This window comes from Eubacterium ventriosum (genome assembly GCF_025150745.1).
Taxonomy (GTDB): Bacteria; Bacillota; Clostridia; order Lachnospirales; family Lachnospiraceae; genus Eubacterium_G; species Eubacterium_G ventriosum.
This window is the reverse complement of record NZ_CP102282.1, coordinates 642,147-661,121: the sequence shown is the minus strand read 5'-3', so window position 1 is coordinate 661,121 and position 18,975 is coordinate 642,147. Positions and strand designations below refer to the sequence as shown.

At 37.2% G+C, this 18,975-nt stretch carries 15 protein-coding genes; 5 read left to right on the top strand and 10 right to left on the bottom strand.

Annotated features, from left to right (window positions below; translation table 11 throughout):
• Positions 1-34: 34 nt before the first annotated feature.
• The 4 genes from NQ558_RS02880 to NQ558_RS02865 form a co-directional block, all read right to left on the bottom strand.
• Entirely contained in the window at positions 35-1,210 is a 1,176-nt protein-coding gene (locus tag NQ558_RS02880) for a radical SAM protein (RefSeq protein ID WP_005361250.1), read from the bottom strand.
• Between the two features lie 22 nt (positions 1,211-1,232).
• On the bottom strand, positions 1,233-2,432 hold the full coding sequence (locus NQ558_RS02875) for a glycosyltransferase (RefSeq protein WP_005361252.1): 1,200 nt from the start codon (positions 2,430-2,432) through the stop codon (positions 1,233-1,235).
• Positions 2,433-2,435: 3 nt separating this feature from the next.
• Positions 2,436-3,539 (bottom strand): glycosyltransferase family 4 protein, encoded by a 1,104-nt coding sequence (locus NQ558_RS02870; protein ID WP_005361253.1) that lies wholly within the window; start codon positions 3,537-3,539, stop codon positions 2,436-2,438.
• A 66-nt stretch (positions 3,540-3,605) separates the two neighbouring features.
• Positions 3,606-5,042: a sugar transferase gene (locus NQ558_RS02865; RefSeq protein WP_005361254.1), complete on the bottom strand. Its 1,437-nt coding sequence runs from the start codon at positions 5,040-5,042 to the stop codon at positions 3,606-3,608.
• A 536-nt stretch (positions 5,043-5,578) separates the two neighbouring features.
• Between NQ558_RS02865 and NQ558_RS02860 the strand changes: the two genes are divergently transcribed.
• The 3 genes from NQ558_RS02860 (at position 5,579) to NQ558_RS02850 (ending at position 7,859) form a co-directional block, all read left to right on the top strand.
• Positions 5,579-5,989, top strand: a complete 411-nt coding sequence (locus NQ558_RS02860) for a hypothetical protein (RefSeq protein WP_005361274.1) — start codon at positions 5,579-5,581, stop codon at positions 5,987-5,989.
• Between the two features lie 6 nt (positions 5,990-5,995).
• Entirely contained in the window at positions 5,996-6,838 is an 843-nt protein-coding gene (locus NQ558_RS02855; protein WP_259907640.1) for a DUF5685 family protein, read from the top strand.
• Positions 6,839-7,106: 268 nt separating this feature from the next.
• A complete protein-coding gene (locus NQ558_RS02850; protein ID WP_040446626.1) occupies positions 7,107-7,859 on the top strand; it encodes a J domain-containing protein in 753 nt (250 codons plus the stop codon).
• Between the two features lie 1,097 nt (positions 7,860-8,956).
• Here NQ558_RS02850 and NQ558_RS02845 read toward each other — a convergent pair.
• The 5 genes from NQ558_RS02845 to NQ558_RS02825 form a co-directional block, all read right to left on the bottom strand.
• Positions 8,957-9,679, bottom strand: coding sequence for a DUF6198 family protein (locus tag NQ558_RS02845; protein WP_005361282.1), 723 nt, complete (start codon positions 9,677-9,679; stop codon positions 8,957-8,959).
• Positions 9,680-9,887: 208 nt separating this feature from the next.
• Positions 9,888-10,721, bottom strand: coding sequence for a hypothetical protein (locus NQ558_RS02840; RefSeq protein WP_005361290.1), 834 nt, complete (start codon positions 10,719-10,721; stop codon positions 9,888-9,890).
• A gap of 935 nt (positions 10,722-11,656) precedes the next feature.
• A complete protein-coding gene (locus NQ558_RS02835; protein ID WP_040446633.1) occupies positions 11,657-12,763 on the bottom strand; it encodes a YibE/F family protein in 1,107 nt (368 codons plus the stop codon).
• A gap of 124 nt (positions 12,764-12,887) precedes the next feature.
• Positions 12,888-15,011 (bottom strand): purple acid phosphatase family protein, encoded by a 2,124-nt coding sequence (locus NQ558_RS02830; RefSeq protein WP_156774969.1) that lies wholly within the window; start codon positions 15,009-15,011, stop codon positions 12,888-12,890.
• A 1,046-nt stretch (positions 15,012-16,057) separates the two neighbouring features.
• Positions 16,058-16,639 (bottom strand): sporulation initiation factor Spo0A C-terminal domain-containing protein, encoded by a 582-nt coding sequence (locus tag NQ558_RS02825; RefSeq protein WP_050750962.1) that lies wholly within the window; start codon positions 16,637-16,639, stop codon positions 16,058-16,060.
• A gap of 162 nt (positions 16,640-16,801) precedes the next feature.
• On the opposite strand from NQ558_RS02825, the gene NQ558_RS02820 reads away from it, so the two are divergent.
• Positions 16,802-17,524 (top strand): helix-turn-helix domain-containing protein, encoded by a 723-nt coding sequence (locus NQ558_RS02820; protein ID WP_005361295.1) that lies wholly within the window; start codon positions 16,802-16,804, stop codon positions 17,522-17,524.
• A 100-nt stretch (positions 17,525-17,624) separates the two neighbouring features.
• On the top strand, positions 17,625-17,795 hold the full coding sequence (locus tag NQ558_RS02815) for a DUF362 domain-containing protein (protein ID WP_005361296.1): 171 nt from the start codon (positions 17,625-17,627) through the stop codon (positions 17,793-17,795).
• A 310-nt stretch (positions 17,796-18,105) separates the two neighbouring features.
• Here NQ558_RS02815 and NQ558_RS02810 read toward each other — a convergent pair whose 3' ends face one another.
• Positions 18,106-18,831 carry a helix-turn-helix domain-containing protein gene (locus NQ558_RS02810; protein ID WP_259907639.1) on the bottom strand — a complete coding sequence of 242 codons (726 nt, stop codon included), beginning with the start codon at positions 18,829-18,831 and terminating at the stop codon, positions 18,106-18,108.
• Positions 18,832-18,975 lie beyond the last annotated feature (144 nt).

Sequence of the window (18,975 nt, the reverse complement as noted above, 5' to 3'; positions counted from 1 at the left end):
GTATTTATTTCTCCCTATGTTCGCTTAATAGCACCTATTCTTCCATCTGTTTTGCAATATCTGCATCAACTATTTCTTCACCGCTCTTATCTTTAAGCTGCTCTCTTGAAGCATCACTTAATCCGTCATTAATTGTTGCGCACATATCACAAGTACTGCATTTATCTAATTCTTCTTTAGTTACCTTGCCATCTCTGTAGTCACGTACAATTTTATTCTCATACATGCTATATGGATGTTTGCTAAACAAAGCTTTAAACTTATGTTTAAGTACCCAGAACCCAGGTTTCCAAATGTACTTATGCATTGCAGGAGACACTGAACCTATCATCCAACAATCTCTATCACAGCAACGAACCTTTGCTCTAACCTGTTCTGCTTCAGGGCTATTCCATAATTCATCCCAGCTCTGGTTGTTTAAGTTACCCATCACTTCTTTATCTTTTGTTCCGTTACATGGCATTACATCTCCGTATGGATCAATAAAGAATGTGTCAAAACTCATATCACAAGGCAGTAATCTTTTCTGTCCATAAATATAATTAATAAGTCCGTGATTAAAGTAAGCTCTCATCCATTTCTTAGGACTCTTTGATCTAAGCAATTCGTTAATTAAATCTTCGAAATTCTTTGCTACCATCGGACGGTCTTTGATTATATTCTTTGCTTCTACGAAATAGAAACTGTTATGTAACGAAGCAGTTGCAAACTCCATTCCCATTTCATTAGAGATTTCATAAAGTGGTACTAAGTCAGGTGCATTCTTGTCCTGAACTGTCATGCCGAAACCAACATCCTTCATTCCCATTTCGCGTAATTTTTTAAGTGTTGTATAGCCTTTGTTATATCCGTCATCCAATCCACGGATTTCATTGTTTGTCTGTTCAAGACCTTCAATTGAAATACGAATTCCGATATTAGGAAATTCCTTGCATAAGTCAACAATTCTATCTGTGAAGAACCCATTAGTTGAAATAACGATTCTATCACTCTTCTTATATAATTCTCTAACAATGTCCTTCAAGTCTGTACGTATAAAAGGTTCCCCGCCTGTTATATTTGTAAAGTACATCTTAGGTAACTTCTTGATTGTTTCTATTGAAATTTCTTCTTCCGGTTTTGATGGTGCTTTGTATCTGTTACACATTGAACAACGTGCGTTACATCTGTATGTTACGATAACTGTACCATTTAATTTTTTCTCTGCCATTACGTTCTCTCCCTTTTCCCTTTTATTCATATATCTTAATCAATTTATTACAATATTCTTCAATCGTATCAAAGTTAATATCTTTACAGTTTTCACTGTATTTATCTAACTTTTCTTTGTGATTCCACAATTCTTCGATTTTATTCTTTAAATCTTCTCCATTACCACTTTCAAATAACTCTCCTGTACTGCCTACAGATATAAGTTCAGGAATTCCTCCAATATTAGCACCAAGAACCGGCGTTCCATACATCTGGCTTTCCATTACTGAAAATGGACAATTCTCATACCATTCTGATGGATATATAGAAAATCTTGCTTCTCTTATAAGTTTTTCAAGAGCTTCTCCCTTTTGAAAGCCTAAATTTTCAATATTGCTAATTCCATTAATCTCTTCTTCCAAAGGACCTGTTCCCGCAAATATAAACTGAATGTTCGGAAGTTTCTTACAAACATCTATAAGAGTTCCTATTCCCTTTTCCTCTGAAAATCTTCCAAAATAAAGAACATAATCCTTCTTCTCTGTTTCTTTCCATTCAACCTTATCTATGAAATTGTGTAAAGCAATTGTTTTCTTTGCAAACAATGGATTGGTGTCCAATTTTGTTTTCATAAATTCACTACAGCATATCATAGAATCAATATACTTGTATGTTCCCTTTATTTTCCAAAACATTGCTTCCATTGTTCCAACTGCTGATTTAGCTGTGCTTCCATGAATACATTTTTCTTTAAAGCAATTCATAAAATGTCCACCTAAACACTTTTCACAGTTTTCGTGTGTATTAGGATTGTTACACATATGATTTGGGCAAACCAGATTATAATCGTGTGCGGTAAATACAATCTTGCATTTATGTCCTGTTTGTTTTGACCATTTCTTTATTTCTAATATAACACTTGGAGTTATCTGATATGTAAAATTGTTTAAATGAACCACATCAGGCTGAAAGTCTTCAAGAACAAGTCTGATTTTCTTTCTTGCCTCACTTGAATATATTGTTTTAATTGGATAAGTCAGTTTAGAAAGTTTTGAACCTCCATGAAAGTCCATATCAGATGTATAGGCTTCTGTATGATTTCCAACGCATCTTCCTTCATGTTCCATTCCGAAATACTGAACTTCGTGTCCATGACTTTCTAAGTATTCACCTAACTTAAATATGTATGTTTCACTTCCTCCATTTGGATACAGAAACTTATTAACCATTAAAATCTTCATATTCTATCCTCTATACAACTCCATTGTTTTCTCAACCACATCATCCCAATTGTATTTCTCACAAATGAAATCTGCAGCTTCTTCTTTATACTTCTTAACCATCTTAGGCTTATCACAAGCCTGCTGTAATTTTTCTCTCAAATCATCTACATCCGACTTTTTGAACACCAACGCCTTGTCTTCTACAACAGATGCACATTCATCTATGTCTGATACAAGACAACAATTTCCATAGCTCATTGCTTCAAGCAGGCTCAGTGGCATTCCCTCCAGGTCACTTGGAAGTGTGTATACATACGCATTGCTATATAACTCATCCAATTCTTCTCCCTGAACGAATCCTGTAAAGATTATTCTGTCGTCATCTTTTGCCATCTGTCTTAGTTCGTTAGCGAACTCATCTGTATCTGAACTTCCACCGGCTATTACCAATTTCTTATCTGTTTTTACTTTTTTAAAAGCTTCTACCAGATACTTAAGCCCTTTTTCAGGAACTAGTCGTCCCAGGAATAGGATGTAATCATCTTTTTCCAATCCGAATTTTGCTTTTATAATCTGTGGTTCTCTTATTATCGGTCTGTTTACTCCATTTGGAATAAATTTAGTCTCTCTGCTATATGTTTCTCTGAAATAATCCTGCACGCCACGGCTCAATACTATTATTTCGTCTGCGTGCTTTACTGCGCACTTCTCCCCCATCATTATATAAGTGCTTGCAAGCTTGCCCCATTTTGCTCTCTGGTGGTCAAGTCCGTGAATAGTTGCTATGCATCTCTTGCCGAATAACTTAGGAAGCCATAACATTGCACAAGGTCCTTCTGCGTGAAAATGAACAATATCGTATCTTCCCATAGACGCTTTTATGCCTGCAAAAACTGAGGCTGACATTGCTGCCAACCCTTTACAGTTTATTGTAGGCACTGTTTTCAGGTTTATTCCTTTGTAGTTTTTAATCTTCGCACTGTCAAATTCCTTACCGCTAACATGATGTCCGCCACGGTTGTAGCATGTTACTTTGTGACCTTTGTTAACCATTCTTGTACAAAGTTCTTCCACCACAATTTCCACGCCACCTTCTCTTGAAGGTATTCTCTTATGACCTAACATTGCGATTCTTAATTTATCTTTATTTTTCTTATGCACTTTTTATCCCCTTGCATATTTTGCCAAATATTACACCGATCCCTTCTGTCCCAGCACTACCAGCACTGTTTTCAGAATTATTTTTATATCAAGTCCTATATTCCAGTTCTTAATATAATCGCTGTCCATTTTTACTATTTCTTCAAAATCAGTAAAATCACTTCTGCCACTTACCTGCCACATTCCTGTAAGTCCCGGTTTTGCTGCCAGACGGCTCTTGTGATGTAATTCGTACTGATTGTATTCATCCATTGTTGGTGGTCTTGTTCCCACAAGACTCATATCACCTTTTAAGATGCTCCAGAAGTTAGGGAATTCATCTATAGACAGATGTCTAAGATAATATCCAAGTCCCTTCCTTGTTCCGTCCGGACCACTTCCTATAATTCTAGGATCAGCGTCCATCTTAAACATAAGACCTTCCATCTTGTTCTTTTCCATAAGTTCCTTCTTGCGTTCTTCTGCATCTACATACATAGAACGGAACTTATATATTGTAAAAGTTCTTCCGTTACGACCAACTCTCTTCTGTCCGAAGAATACAGGTCCCTTAGGATCTGCTATCTTAATGGCTGGTGCTACAAATATAAAAAGTATGCCTGTAACTAAACATCCAACAACACCTGCACATATATCCATGGCTCTCTTTAATGCCATCTCTGTTATTGTTACAGTATTGGCACTTGTTCTTATAATCTTAGTACCGTTAATGTGTCCGAACTCCTGAGTTCCACCATTAAACTTAATATTTAATTTAATATCTACGGTAATTCCTATATTAACTAAAGTTTCCACTATCTGATCAAACTTATCTGATGGATAGTTTAAATTAAGTAAAACTTCATCTACAACATTTTTGCAAACATAGTCATACATATCTGTTACTTCTGAAACTACCGGTATTCCCTGGCACTCTTTAATTCCTTCCTCATTTGTGTTTAATGCTATTCCTACTATTTCAAAACTCTTGTCCGGTCCATCGTTTACTTCACTGATTACTTTCTCCATATTTTCCGGTGTAGTAATTATCAAAAGTTTAGTTTGCTTCTTCTCTCGGTAATCTCTTTTTCTTAAAAATGTTTTTAAGCAAATATGTACAAAATACATTGCAAAAATGTCCATTACCCAGAATGCAAAAATCATTAATCTTGAGTATGTTGCTCCTGTATGAGTAAAGAACATAAATACCATTACACATAGCATTAATTCTGTATTATGAACAAGTACTCTTTTAAATTCCTGAAAATATCCTCTTCTTAGGATGTCTGAATATGTATTCGAAAAAAAACTTACGCAGAAATGCAGTGCCATTATTGCAAAAAGAAGTGTTCTGTACTCCTTTAGCGCATATACATTACGTACTCCATTACGTAGAAAATATGCAATCAATAACGTTAAATTAATGCACAACAAATCAGCCAGTATAAAGTCTAAATGCTTAACCCAGCTGTTCTTCTTCACGTACATGCAGTGAATCTCCCCTCCTATTTTTTACACAACGTCTTTTGTATACTATTGCCTTCCCTTTGTTGTCTATTTATAAGCTTTACATATTTATAAAGAACCTGATGCATATTCTTGTATTTATTACTTTTATCATATGCTTTGTGCATATTTATACATCGTTTATAAAAATCACTTATATCCACCCATAGCTTATAGCTAACGTTGTTTCGCTCTTTTTCCTTTCCATAATACTCTATTTTTCGACTTATTTCAATGCGAGATATTGTCATTTTAGTAATAATTCAGCATTTTTAGTCAGTTTGTTTTCTTTTTTAATAAAAACGTTTTCACGCTTATCATTTTTTACATATTTGTAAACTTTTATGACTTAAATGTAAATTCAAACCCTTTGCCATTGCTTTTATCGGGCATTGGACTTACACTCTTAATATCGACTACAATATTTCAGATGATTGGTCTTCAGTATTAAGATGACTGTTTTTTATATTGAATGATCAGTCTACAATATTCAAGATGATTGGTGAGGTGACATGTTTATGAATTGGAGAGATAGATTTTCAAAATTTATGTATGGAAGATATGGTGCAGATCAGTTTTCTAAGTTTTTGCTTGGGCTTACAATTGCGTTGTGTATTATTTCGCTTTTTGTTCCAAGAAGACTTGGTTCCCTTTTTAGTACTTTGATTTTGCTTCTTATTTTTTATACTTATTTTAGAATGTTTTCACGTAATATTTATAAGCGTGCTGCTGAAAACGAGAAGTATATGCGTATTCTCGGTAGCTGGCGCAACAAGGTTGCCAATGAGAAGAACCTTGCCGGTCAGCGCAAGTATTATCATTTCTACAAGTGTCCAGGATGTGGCCAGAGGATTCGTATTCCTAAAGGACACGGTAAGATTCAGATTCGTTGCCCTAAGTGCAACGCCACTTTTATAAGAAGAAGTTAGTTTTTTATGTTTGGATATGTTGTTATTAATAAACCGGAATTAAAATTTAAGGAGTTTGATGTTTACAAGAGTTTTTATTGTGGTTTGTGTTATTCTTTAAGGTCCCGCTATGGTTTTGTCGGGCAGTTTACACTTTCTTATGATATGACTTTTCTTGTAATGCTTCTTACTTCTTTGTACGAACCGAAGGTTGCTCATTCTGAGCACAAATGTATTCGTCATCCCCTTAAGGCACAGCCTATGTCTTCCAGTATTTACTCAGATTACGTGGCTGATATGAATATTTTATTATCTTATTATAAGGCTATGGACGACTGGAATGATGACCGCAGTGTTTTGAAGCTTGCTTTTGCCAAGCTTTTGAATACTAAGCACCCTGACGATTCTTTTGATTACGCCGCAAAGGCGGATTCTATTTCGTCTCTTCTCACCGAATTAGGTACCCGCGAAAAAGAGAATGAGACGAACATTGACGTTATGGCAGGGCTTTTCGTTCGCATTATGTCTGTCCTTTTTGTTCCAAAAGACGACCAGTGGGCTGCTTCTCTTAGCCGCATTGGTTTTTTCCTTGGCAAATTTATTTATATTCTTGATGCCTATGATGATTTGGAGGAGGATATTAAGAAGAATCATTACAATCCTTTCAAATCTATTTGCAATGAACAGGGGTTTGATGATAGAATAAAGGGCATGCTACAGATGATGATGGCTGAATGCTCTAAGGAGTTCGAGTATCTTCCTATTTTGGAGAATGCTGAGGTTCTTAGAAATATCCTTTACGCCGGGGTTTGGACGGTCTACTATAAGACGTTGAAGGCGAGAAGGGAACAGAAGAAAGAAAATGACTAAAGGAATGTGAGCCGGATATATGTTCACCTTGATGTTACTACACTGGCGAGCCTGGGTGCGAACAACTTGTGGGGTTCGATTCAGCGAGCCGAAGGTGCGAACAACTTATGGGGTTCGATTCAGCGAGCCGAAGGTTCGAACAACTTGTGGAGTTCGATTCAGCGAGCCGAAGGTTCGAACAACTTGTGGAGTTCGATTCAGCGAGCCGAAGGTGGTCGTGAAGCTGGTAGGTGTTGGTTTACATAACTTTGGTTTTTAGGAGTTTGATATGAGTGATCCATATAAGGTTCTTGGCATTTCACGAGATGCCACAGATGATGAAGTAAAACAGGCATATAGAAAATTAAGTCGCAAGTATCATCCCGATGCTAATATTAACAATCCTAATAAGGATAAGGCGGAGGAGATGTTTAAGTTAGTTGGTCAGGCTTACAATCAGATTATGGATGAGCGTAAGAATGGTTATTCAGGTGGCTATGGTGGTTCTTATGGTGGCTACGGTTCCGGCAGTTATGGTTCCGGTGGCTATGGTAATGGTGGTTCTGCCTACGGTGGTTCAGGTAACGGCAACTACGGTGGTGGTTATTCCGGCAATCCTTTTGATGATTTGTTTGGTGGTTTTGGAGGCTTCGGCGGTTTTAACAGTGGGCAGGGACAGTCCAGCCAGTATTACGGTCAGGATGCTTCCTATTACACTGCTGCTTCTAACTACATTAACAATAGGCGTTTTCAGGAAGCTTTAAATGTCCTGAGCAATATTCAGGACCGTACCGCTCAGTGGTATTTCTTAAGTTCTTTGGCAAACAACGGTCTAGGTAACAATGTCATGGCTCTTGATTTTGCAAAAACTGCTCTTGAAATGGAGCCTAACAATCAGACATACCAGCGACTTGTCCAGACACTTGAAAGTGGTGGTCAGTGGTACAACACCCGCCAGTATTCATATGGTGGCGATTCCGGTGCAATGTGTTGCGCTGATCCTTGCACAACATTATGTTTGCTTAACATGTGCTGTTGCTAGTATTATTGCTAGTATTGTTGCTAGTATTGTTGCTAGTATTATTCGATTTTAATATTATTGTGTTTTATTTACCCCTGCTGGGAAGCTTCTACGGTGTCCTGTCTGCCACAGGACACCGTGGTTGGTTCGGCAGGGGTGTTTTGCGTAGTGGGGAGGGAGTGATGTTAGATGTTTAGTGTTGGACGTTATGGCTTAAAGTGGATGAACGGCATAGTGTTGTAGATTATGTCGTGGAGTGGATAAGATGTAAGGCGTTAGAGGCTGTAGTGTGGGGGAGCGGAGAAGCTTGTTGTGTCGTGGGGCGGATGAGATGTAAGGCATTAGAGGCTGTAGTGTGGGGGAGCGGAGAAGCTTGTTGTGTCGTGGGGCGGATGAGATATAAGGCGTTAGAGGCTGTAGTGTGGGGGAGTGGAGAAGCTTTCTTATGTGACCGTTGCCGATCGCGTACCTCAATATTTGAGGTTTTCGCAATATTGGGGTACGTTTTTCATTTTTGTTTTCATTATATGTTGCATTTGCAACTATTTTATTTCTTCCGTACCCCGATATTTCATTTTGTCTAATTTTCGGGGTACGTTTCTTGTTTCTACATATAATATGCGTCTTAATTTTTATAGTTTTTTATGGCTTTGTACCCCAAATTTTCACAATTTTAAAATGTCGGGGTACGCTCGCCCTAATTTCAGCTTGTTTTATACAACATATAGTTTGTATTCGTCAAAAACGTACCCCGACATTTCTTTTTTCTTGTTTTTTGGGGTACACATTCTCAAACTACCGCTGTTTTTGCACAACATATAGTTTGTATTCGTCAAAAACGTACCCAGACATTTCTTTTTTCTTGTTTTTTGGGGTACACATTCTCAAACTACCGCTGTTTTTGCACAACATATAGTTTGTATTTGTTAAAAATGTACCCCGACATTTCTTCTTTCCATTTTTTGAGGTACGCATGCCCAAACCACCATTCATTTCACATAACAAATATATAGTTCAATTCACACAAAACCTGTCTAAACCTTTATTTATCACCAGCTTCCACAAAAATAACCGTCCAGCCTTTCGGTCTAAACGGTTATTTTTCCAAGAATGCTTCCTTATTCAATTTCAAGTTTCACAAATTTCTTCATAAACACAAAGTTGAACGCTGCAATTACTCGACCAACGCCGATTACCGCGATTACTGTTCCAATTCCAATGCCCACTATGTGACCTATAAAAACAAGGCACATCACAGTTGTAAGACATATGTTAAACACGTCAAAACAATTCTTTACAAGGCCAACATCTTTGCCCACAAAGTCGGAAATCGCCTGCACAATTCCGTCCCCGGGATTTGGAATAATTCTCATATCAAGGGACATTGCCGCGCCAACTCCCGTCAGCACAATGGCAACCAGTAACACCAGCACTCTCACTGGCATCGTTCCCCACACGGTCCCCAGCATATCTTCCTCAAAATTTGGTATATACGCTGAAAACAAATTCATAAATCTTGTAAAAAAGAAGCTCAACGGGAACTGCAAAGCGTCCATCAATAACATTTTTTTCAAATTATAATTTTGTCCTTTGGATTTTTTGCGATGGTTAATTATCATGTGGAGTATAAATTCAATAACCACAAAAATCCCATACAGTATGAATGTCATATTTCCGAAGTTGATTTTCATAATCTGCGAAATGCTGTATGACACCGATATAATGGGCGAAACTCCCAAGCCCGCCTTGGTATTCAAAATAATTCCCAGTGCCAACGTCAGCAAACCGGTAATGTATATAATCCCCCTTATTATTTTCTTGTTAGGACTCTTATTATTCATTCTTTGCCTTCTTTCCAGATAATATTATAGCACTGAAATCGTTTTTCAAAAAATTTTGTCCTATTTGAATCTAAATTTCTTTTTTTTGCTCAAAAATAGGCAACCTTTCACAGTTGCCTATCTCTCCCCTTATTTCATTCCAATATTTAACTTTTTTTCCTAATTACATCACCGTTGGTGACGCAATCAATACCATAACTTCTTTTTATTATGTCATCAAATTTTTTCTAATTACTTTATCAAGATTTCTTGTGTTCAAAGGCTGGCTTTGACCTTCCATTGTAATTATAAGATTGTCCCCCACAGTATAGCCGTTTCTTGCGTAAACATTTAGTTTGTTCATTGCCTTTGACGCATATTCCGGATTTTCCATCATTCCAAAATGCTCCCATATGCATTCTTCGCGGGTGTCCGGATTTAATGCTGTGAAATCTGGTTTTATGTAACCTAGTCCATCCAAATGTAGCGGTAACTCATATATGTACGGTATCCCCATTAGATTGAGTTTGTCTGCAATTATTTTTTCTGACTTGGAGCGAACCTTTTCGTCTTTTTCCGTGAACACGCCTTCTTCGTCGTCCATGGATTCATCATAAGATTTCATAACCATTGACCACATTTTTTCTTTAAGTTGCTGCTTTTCTTCTTCCCACTGTTTGATGAAATCTTCTCGTGGCAATACCAGCGGCATAACCATTGTCTGCTTGACCGGGGCAAGCTTGCTGATTACATTTTCTAGGTTTTCTGAATTGCAGGTTTTTAGCATTTTTTCTAGTGCCCTAATTTCTTTTTCTATCTCCTTTAAGCACTTCTCATTGTATTCCCTTTTCACAAGACTTTCTGCCACATCTCTTTCGCCGGCTTTAATATACTTCCCATTTCTGTCCCCGTCTGGCGTTATCTTATAGAATTGATTTGTCTTTCGCTTCTTTTTTACATACACTTTTCCTTCCGGCAAACCTTTCAAATTAGCCACACATTGTCTTCGCATACCTTTCAGCTTTTCTAATCTTTCCTGTGCATACTTTTCTAAATAATCCATCCTGCCTTATCCTCCTTTCTTCTATATTTGTATTTCTTGATACATATAATATTATACTATGTATACATATTTTTTGATACCTATATTTTATCTTTTATATCAATTATTATGGGGATACTATTGTCAATTCTTTATTTTGGTGGCTTTGTACCCCGACATTTCATTTTTCGCTTTTTTCGGGGTACATTCTCGTCTTGCTCATACATTATGTTTCATATTTTTCTTGCTTTTTAGCGGTTGCGTACCCCGACATTTCATTCTTTGCTTTTTTCGGGGTACATTTCCGTCCTTCTCATACATTATGTTTCATATTTTCCTTGCTTTTTGGTGGTAGCGTACCCCGCTATTTCATTTTTTGCTTTTCTCGGGGTACATTTCCGTCTTCCTCATACATTATGTTTCATATTTTCCTTGCTTTTTAGTGGTCGCGTACCCCGATATTTCATTTTTAACTTTTTTCGAGGTACATTTTCGTTTTACTCATATTTTATGTTTCATATTTTCCTTGCTTTTTAGCGGTTGCGTACCCCGACATTTCATTTTTTATATTTCTCGGGGTACGCGCCTTCTCGTACATCACTTATTATGGCTTCAGCACACTCCTATTCACCAAAAACGTACCCCAACATTTTATTTTTAACATTTCTCGGGGTACGCGCCTCCTCACACTTCACTTATTGTGGCTTCAGCACACTCCTATTCACCAAAAACGTACCTCAACATTTTATTTTTGCCATTTCTCGGGGTACAACCCTCCACCACACCATCCACACTCTTCCCCCCACCACGCACAAAAGCATACTCTGGAGGCGTTTCGCCCCAGAGTATGCTTTCTTTAGCTTCTCTTGCGTTTCCAATAGTGTTTCGCCAACCGGACGCACATCTCCCTCACTACTTGCCATGCACCTTCGCCAACCGGAAGCACATCTCCCCCACTACTTGCCATACACCTTCGCCGATATCAGCGACACCAGTGGCACGGTCAGCACTATGCCTAGTGTGCCTGAGATGCCTTTAATCACCTCAATGCCTATTGAGTACATATTCACTACCTGCAGGTATGGCATTATGTAGGCGTATATTAATATCATAGTGTTTACTGCGCCACCGGTAAAAGCAAGTATAAGTGTGTTTGACATTGTTCCCATCATGTCTTTGCCAACATTTATGCCTGACTTAAACAATTCTTTTGATGTAAGCTCCGGCTTTTTGTTGTGGATTTCTTCAATGGTTGAGGATATGGAAACCGCCACGTCCATTACAGCCCCAAGGGACGCAATAAGGATGCCCGAAAAAAGCACGCCACCTATCTGAAGTTTGCTGTTCTGCGCCACGTAGACCATAGTCTCAATGTCTTCAATATTGTAGCCTGTCACTCGCGTTATTTTTCCAAAAATAGTTGCAAAAATTCCTGCAATTAGGACTCCCAGAATTGTTCCAAGCATTGCGCACAACCCTTTTCGGTTGCCTCCGCAAATAAGATAAACCGACACTATTGTAACCGCAACTACAACAAGAATAGCCGCCCAGAATGGCGAAAAACCTATATACATTAGCGGTATGTACAAATATATAATGCATATAAATGTGAACACCAACGCCAGCATTGATTTAATGCCTCTTTTTCCGCCAACCAGGAATAGTGCCACTCCAAGTATTGCTATAATAATCCAAATAAAAGCTCCCCTGTCAAAGCCGTAAATGCTGCCCGACAGTTCTTCGCCAAAACTGCTTAACTGAACAATTACTTTTGTCCCTTTTTTGCAGTAAGTTCCGTAAAGATAGCCATTCATATTGTTGGCTTCGCAGGTTTTTCCTTTATATTTTCCTGATGTTATCTTAACTTTTACAGTTTGGCTACCGCCGTTTACCTCTTTATTTGTGGTATTGTCCTCAATAACTTCCTGCACCTGCCCCTTAACAAAATAAAAATTGTCATCGGATAGCAAAGGGACTCTGGTTATGTTGGAGTTCAACAACCAAAGTCCTGCTGAGAAGATTATGAGAAAAATAACAAATATAATCTTTGAATATTTCTTCATCTTAAATCCTTCTACTTTTTCTTTTTTGAGCCTGTCTCTGACTCAATTTTGTCTTTCGACATTTTCAACACACTTATGAGAAATTTTATGTTTATTTTGTCTTCACCTATTAGAATTTTTATGTTTATTTTGTCTTCACCTTAAAGCTAATCTTCTGGTTTCCGAATTTTGCCGTTACCTTCACTTTCTTGCTGCTCTTCTTTAAAGCTTTGAGTTTTCCTGTTGCGGTAACTTTTACAATCTTCTTGTTTGAAGTTTTGTACTTAACATTCTTGCCTGTTACTCCGTTGATTGTAAGGTTAAGCTGTAATGTTTTGCCCTTCTTCAAAGTAACTGTCTGGCCTGCCTTAACTGCTTTTTTGCCGGCTTTTAATGTAAGCTTAGCTGCCGGTTTTGTTGTATTTGTAGGAGTTGTTGTCTTTCCAGCATCTTTTTTCTTTAAGCCTGCTTCTGCCTTAAGGATATTGTTGTACTGGTTTTCAAAAAGTAATCTTCCTATGATAAGTTTTTTGTCCATTGTCTTGTCAAGCAATGTTGAAAAACCTGTCTTTAGTGTTGTTGTTCCATCTTTTTTGTAATCGCCCTGTGCGTAACCGTAGTAGTTAACCATGTCCTTAGCATTGTCGCCGTCGTTAGTCTTGTCATATGCACTTGAAAGCTGTGCTGCCCCCTTGTCTTCGCCGGTGTACTGCATTAACTTTTCTGCACTCTTGATTTCGCTCTGGAGCTTGTTCCAAGTTTCATCTGTGTAACCATCGTTTTTGATATTTTTTGCCTGAGCAATCAAATCTTTCATTGATAAATTATCACTTGTTTTGTAAAGTGTATAATCGTCTGCGTACTTGTTTCCGTTGTAGTCATATGTTCTGAGTACAAGTGAATTTTCTGAAAAATCAATTGTAGAGAATGTTGGAATCTGTGTATTTGAACGCTCTGCAATGTAGTACTGTTTTGTTGTTGCAAGTTTGTAGAACTTACTACCTGATGCTGAACCTGCTGCAATATAAAGTGTTCCTTCAGGGTTTACTGCAACTGAATTTCCGTAGTCAATTGCTGTGCCGTCCGCCATTAAATATGATCTTGCATATGAATGGTCATGTCCTGTCAAACATATATCAATTCCAAATTCGTCCATTAATGGTGCGAAAAGCACTCTTAAGTTTGCTCCGTCTGTGTCTGAATGTGGCTGTCCTGAACCGTAAATGTCATGATGGAACATTACAACTTTCCACTTAGCATCTTTGTGGCTTGCCACTGCTTTCTTTAATAATTCTTTGTGTTCAACTGTGTTTCTGTTGTTACTGTTTAAGCTGATAAACAAAACATCACCGTAGCTAAAGTAGTAATCTGAACCTGAGTTTGTGCTTCCAAGTTTGTCGCCATCGTTAGGGTTGTTGTAGTGATACTTATAGTCTGTACCCTTGCTTTCGTGGTTACCGATTGTTGTTGCCAAAGGAAGATTTCTCAAAAGTTCCGGATATGTAAATCCTGCATATTCGCTTTCTCTTACGTTTTTTCCGTCTGAACTGTCAACTCCTGAGAAGTCAATCTGGTCACCTGCTGATAAAATAAAACTTGCATTAGGTGCTGTTGCTTTTGCCTGTGTTAATGTTTTGTTCCAGTTAAATGTATCAACTGCAATATTAATATCATCATCTGTTCCCTGTCCCTGTGATCCTGATGCACCAATCTGTGGGTCACCTACAAGTATTGTCTGGAAACTGGATGTTTTCTTTGTTGTGTAAGCCTGTGCTTCGCTCCAATTAGGATTTTTTGTGTCATCTGTGTAGCTATAGTAATATGTTGTATTTTCTTCAAAAGCACCCTCTATAGTTACTTTGTTTGATGCTTTATATGTAGTTTTCTGATTTGAACGATTAATGTCTGTTGCTGTTCCTGTGTAAACTTTTGCATCGCTTAAATCAGCTTTCTTTCCTACTTTAACTGCCGGTGTGCCCTTGTTTTCGCTATACCAAGCAAAGCCTAAATCCTTTGCTGTCTTACCGGGTGTAAGAATTATTTTTGATGAATCGTAAGCTTCACCTTTTCTTGTAAGAGTTCCTTCTGTATCTTTTTTATTCCAAACTGAATCTTTCCAAGTACTATAATCTGAAACCTTCTGTGTGTCAGAGAACAATGTGCTGTTTCCTGATGTTTCTCCATAAGCAAAAACATTTGCTGTTGGAGTTACTGCCATTGCCATAGCCATAGCGATTGCTGAAATTTGTGTAATTTTCTTCTTTCTCATTCTAATCTTTTCTCCTTCTGCCTTCTCGGCAACTCTCCTAATACATTCTAGGGTATAGCTTAGTATTACCTGATGTTCTTTGTTATTCCTGAATATTTCTTAGTATTCTTTGCTATTCATCAGTGTTACTTGATATCCTTACTGTTCCTTAATGTCCTTTATTATTCCTCGGTACTCCTGAATGTATTTCATATAGAATCCTTATTGATAAGTCTTATCATCTGCTATTCTAGAGATTCATTGTTAAAACCAAAGTGCGGGAAAGATTAAATCTATGTAAAACAATTGTTGGAATTGTAAAAAACAGCGTGGGCATGGTGGGTAGGGTAAAATTGTTTCTTCTTGCTCTATTTTTTCTGTTTCATACCACAACATTTGCTTATTTCCCTATTTGTTGTGGTTGTTTTCTTGCCTTTTTGGTGGTCGCGTACCCCGCTATTTCATTTTTAACTTTTTTCGGGGTACGTTTTCGTCTTCCTCATACATTATGTTTCATATTTTCCTTGCTTTTTGGTGTTTGCGTACCCCGACATTTCATTTTTGACTTTTTTCGGGGTACATTTTCGCTTTACTCATACATTATGTTTCATATTTTCCTTGCTTTTTAGTGGCTTTGTACCCCGCTATTTCATTTTTCGCCTTTTTCGGGGTACATTTCCGTCTTTCTCATACATTATGTTTCATATTTTCCTTGCTTTTTGGTGGTCGCGTACCCCGATATTTCATTTTTTATATTTCTCTGGGTACGCACCTTCTCGTACATCACTTATTGTGGCTTCAGCACACTCCTATTCACCGAAAACGTACCCCGACATTTTATTTTTTACATTTCTCTGGGTACGCTACTCAATTGCTTAACTTATTTCCCTCCCCCACTATGCACAAAAGGATACCGTGTGGCACTAGCCTCCACACGGTATCCTTCAACTAATTCATTAACTTTCTATATTCACATTTCTATATATCAATATTCATCCTTACTGCCTGCCTTTTCGCCTCTCCTTTGGCATACGGCTACTTTTCGCTTCAATGAATATCTTCCCCATCTATGCTGTCATTTTTATATATGTACTTATTCTTGATATAAACTCTGAATTTGTGGGGCGTCTGTTTTCTCTGCCATCCTCAAATTCACGTCTAAGTTCTACTACATTATCTGTCCATGCAACTTCTATTGCATGCCTAATGGCTTTTTCTACTCTTTGAGGTGTCGAATTATATTTCTTTGCAACATCCGGGTAAAGTATCTTAGTTACACCTTCCAGTGATGTTTCATCTTCTAAAACCTGCTCAATTGCTGCCAGTATATATTTATAACCTTTTAATCTAGTCGGTATGCCAAGTCCTATAAGCTTCCTTGAAATGATATTCTCTAACTCTTTCTTGCCTTTTCGTTCTCCATACAAATCATCAAAATTCTCTCTTTGATTTTCACTGTACGATTCATTGTATTTTCTACTCTGCTTTTCTCCGGCATTCTCCTGTTGTAATTGATTTGGTTTAATGATTATTATGTTATAATCATCGCTTTCCAGAACACCGCCCGGCATCTGGTTTCCTTCCATCTTTAATGTTGCAATAAGTTGTTTTAATAGTTTTTCGCTACTGTTTTTCTCCATTTTGTTCATTTTTCCCTCCATTTTTTCCATAGATATTTTAATTTTTTTCTATATGCTATATAATAAATGCATAATTTTGTAAAAAAAAGGCATAGAAAGGCACAAATTTTGTTATATTGTTGTTTTTTATGTGCCAAGGAATACATCTTAATAAGGGGGGCGTCTTAATTTATGAATCAAAATTCTAACAAAATCACCAACAAAAACATTATGGTTGAAAATATTAATCGTCTTTTATATCAGAAGAATTGGTCTATCCGACAGCTTGCCGATGAGGCTGAGCTTCCATATGAATCCGTCAAGAAATTAGTTGGGGGTAAGGTTAACAATCCCACTATTTATACTATTTCAAAGGTTTGCGATGCGCTGAATTGTAGCATTGACTATATTTTAGGGCGCTCAGTCATTAATACCATTGATAAAAAATCACTTCCACCAAGGGTTTTTAATCTACTTGTGGAAATTGCCTATTTTGAGTCCCGCATTGCCGACTACAACAAATCTCACAAAACCGACTGCATTTCTGTTCTTACGCCAACGGGCTATGTTCAGGATGGAATGGTTTTTGACAGTATTTCTACGAATATTGTTAATATTTCTGCTTACAAAAAAGATTTTGGTGACATTGTTTTGTGTGGGATTAAGATTGTTGGACGAAATCTTTCACCTACTTATTTTGACAACGATATTCTTCTGATTGGCAAGGACCGTTTTCCTGAATCCGGTGAGACAGGGATTTTTCTTATTGGAAATAAAGTGTATATTCGTAAATATATTCCAGGAATCAGGCTGGAGCTTGCTCCCATTAATGGCGACAAAAACTCGCTTTTCATCGATAATATCGATGATGTTCACTACTTTGGAAGGGTGCTTACAGTGGTTCGTGACGCTTGATGTTTCTTGTTATTGTTAAATTTTTAACTTTTTTATTTATTGCAATATTGGGATAATTGTATTATTATAAACGTATAAAAAATCAAAGGAGGCTTACATAATGGCTTACAAAATTACTGACGGATGTATCGGTTGTGGTGCATGTGAAGGTACTTGCCCAGTAGGAGCTATTAGCAACGATGGTAGCGTTTGCGTAATCGATGCAGATACATGTATCGAATGTGGCGCTTGTGCAGGTGCATGCCCAACAGATTCAATCACATTAGACTAATTATTATAATTTATACGCTCTCTTTGGAGCGTATTATGTACCGTATAGGTATAAAAAATGCCATCTTTACTTTATGTAAAGGATGGCATTTTTTATGTAATATTATCTATGTAACTTTTCATAATATTTTTTATAATATTTTTTATAATATTTCTTATCGTCTTTCTTTTAATATTTTTTAATATTTTTATTGTATCTTTAAATTATTTTTGCTATTTGTCCTTATTATCTGTCTCTTTATGTGTTGCATTTTTTTAATATCTTTTGCATTTTATATGCGATGCAGCATTCTTCTATAATGTATTTTTGTTTATGTAGTCTGCGGTTTTTTCCCGAAATGAGCCATTCCTTTTTTCTTGTTTTTCAAAAGAAGTTTTTCTGCTTTTGCTTTTTTTCTTTTTTCTCGACGGCTTAGCTTCTGCTTGTTTCTCATAAGCTCATCAAGTTTTCGATAACGTTCTTCTTCCTTTTCATCCTGAACTCTCATCATATAATTCATTCCTTTTAGAACGTTTTCGCTTACGTTGTCACTTAGCTCTTTTCCAAGGTTCGTTGTGGATTCTTTTAATGCCTTTGAAACAACCTTATTCATAAGGTTCTGGAACTGTTCTAACTTCAAGCCTGCACTTTCTGCATTCTGCCCATTACTCTGTGTCATATTCTGTACCACACTCTGTACACTGCCAGACATTGCCTCCGGCACTTCCTGATAGCAATTCTCCACCCCGACTTTTTTCTCCCTTACTTCCATCAGTGAAATCGGCTGTCTTACTGTCAGTCTTTCATTTGATTCTTTATTTTCCCTGGTTGCTTTCTTAGGGTTTACCATATTTTTTATTGCCTTTAGGCTGTAGCCCTGCTTCTTTAAGTCCCTGACTTTTCTAAGGCTTTCGATATTATCTTCAGTGTAGTATCTGTGTCCCATTTCATTTCTTGGAATTTTGATTTCAAGTTCTTCTTCCCAATATCTTAAAACATGTGATTCAACATTGAGCATCTTTGATGCGTCCGAAATAATATATCTTTTTTCCCCCATATACTCCTCCTTAAAAATCGAATTGGAGCATCGAAAAGGAGATGCTCCCTTTTGGAACATCTCCATTATAAATTCATTATATGCCTTGTTCAATATTTTTAACACTGCGAAAAAAACGACTTTCTGTAGCTTTGTCGCCAGATG

Excerpts from the sequence above, each read along its gene's own strand:
- NQ558_RS02880 (WP_005361250.1), bottom strand. The coding sequence starts at position 1,210 with ATGGCAGAGAAAAAATTAAATGGTACAGTTATCGTAACATACAGATGT.
- NQ558_RS02875 (WP_005361252.1), bottom strand. The coding sequence starts at position 2,432 with ATGAAGATTTTAATGGTTAATAAGTTTCTGTATCCAAATGGAGGAAGT.
- NQ558_RS02870 (WP_005361253.1), bottom strand. The coding sequence starts at position 3,539 with ATGTTAGGTCATAAGAGAATACCTTCAAGAGAAGGTGGCGTGGAAATT.
- NQ558_RS02865 (WP_005361254.1), bottom strand. The coding sequence starts at position 5,042 with ATGTACGTGAAGAAGAACAGCTGGGTTAAGCATTTAGACTTTATACTG.
- NQ558_RS02860 (WP_005361274.1), top strand. The coding sequence starts at position 5,579 with ATGAATTGGAGAGATAGATTTTCAAAATTTATGTATGGAAGATATGGT.
- NQ558_RS02855 (WP_259907640.1), top strand. The coding sequence starts at position 5,996 with ATGTTTGGATATGTTGTTATTAATAAACCGGAATTAAAATTTAAGGAG.
- NQ558_RS02850 (WP_040446626.1), top strand. The coding sequence starts at position 7,107 with ATGAGTGATCCATATAAGGTTCTTGGCATTTCACGAGATGCCACAGAT.
- NQ558_RS02845 (WP_005361282.1), bottom strand. The coding sequence starts at position 9,679 with ATGAATAATAAGAGTCCTAACAAGAAAATAATAAGGGGGATTATATAC.
- NQ558_RS02840 (WP_005361290.1), bottom strand. The coding sequence starts at position 10,721 with ATGGATTATTTAGAAAAGTATGCACAGGAAAGATTAGAAAAGCTGAAA.
- NQ558_RS02835 (WP_040446633.1), bottom strand. The coding sequence starts at position 12,763 with ATGAAGAAATATTCAAAGATTATATTTGTTATTTTTCTCATAATCTTC.
- NQ558_RS02830 (WP_156774969.1), bottom strand. The coding sequence starts at position 15,011 with ATGAGAAAGAAGAAAATTACACAAATTTCAGCAATCGCTATGGCTATG.
- NQ558_RS02825 (WP_050750962.1), bottom strand. The coding sequence starts at position 16,639 with ATGAACAAAATGGAGAAAAACAGTAGCGAAAAACTATTAAAACAACTT.
- NQ558_RS02820 (WP_005361295.1), top strand. The coding sequence starts at position 16,802 with ATGAATCAAAATTCTAACAAAATCACCAACAAAAACATTATGGTTGAA.
- NQ558_RS02815 (WP_005361296.1), top strand. The coding sequence starts at position 17,625 with ATGGCTTACAAAATTACTGACGGATGTATCGGTTGTGGTGCATGTGAA.
- NQ558_RS02810 (WP_259907639.1), bottom strand. The coding sequence starts at position 18,831 with ATGGGGGAAAAAAGATATATTATTTCGGACGCATCAAAGATGCTCAAT.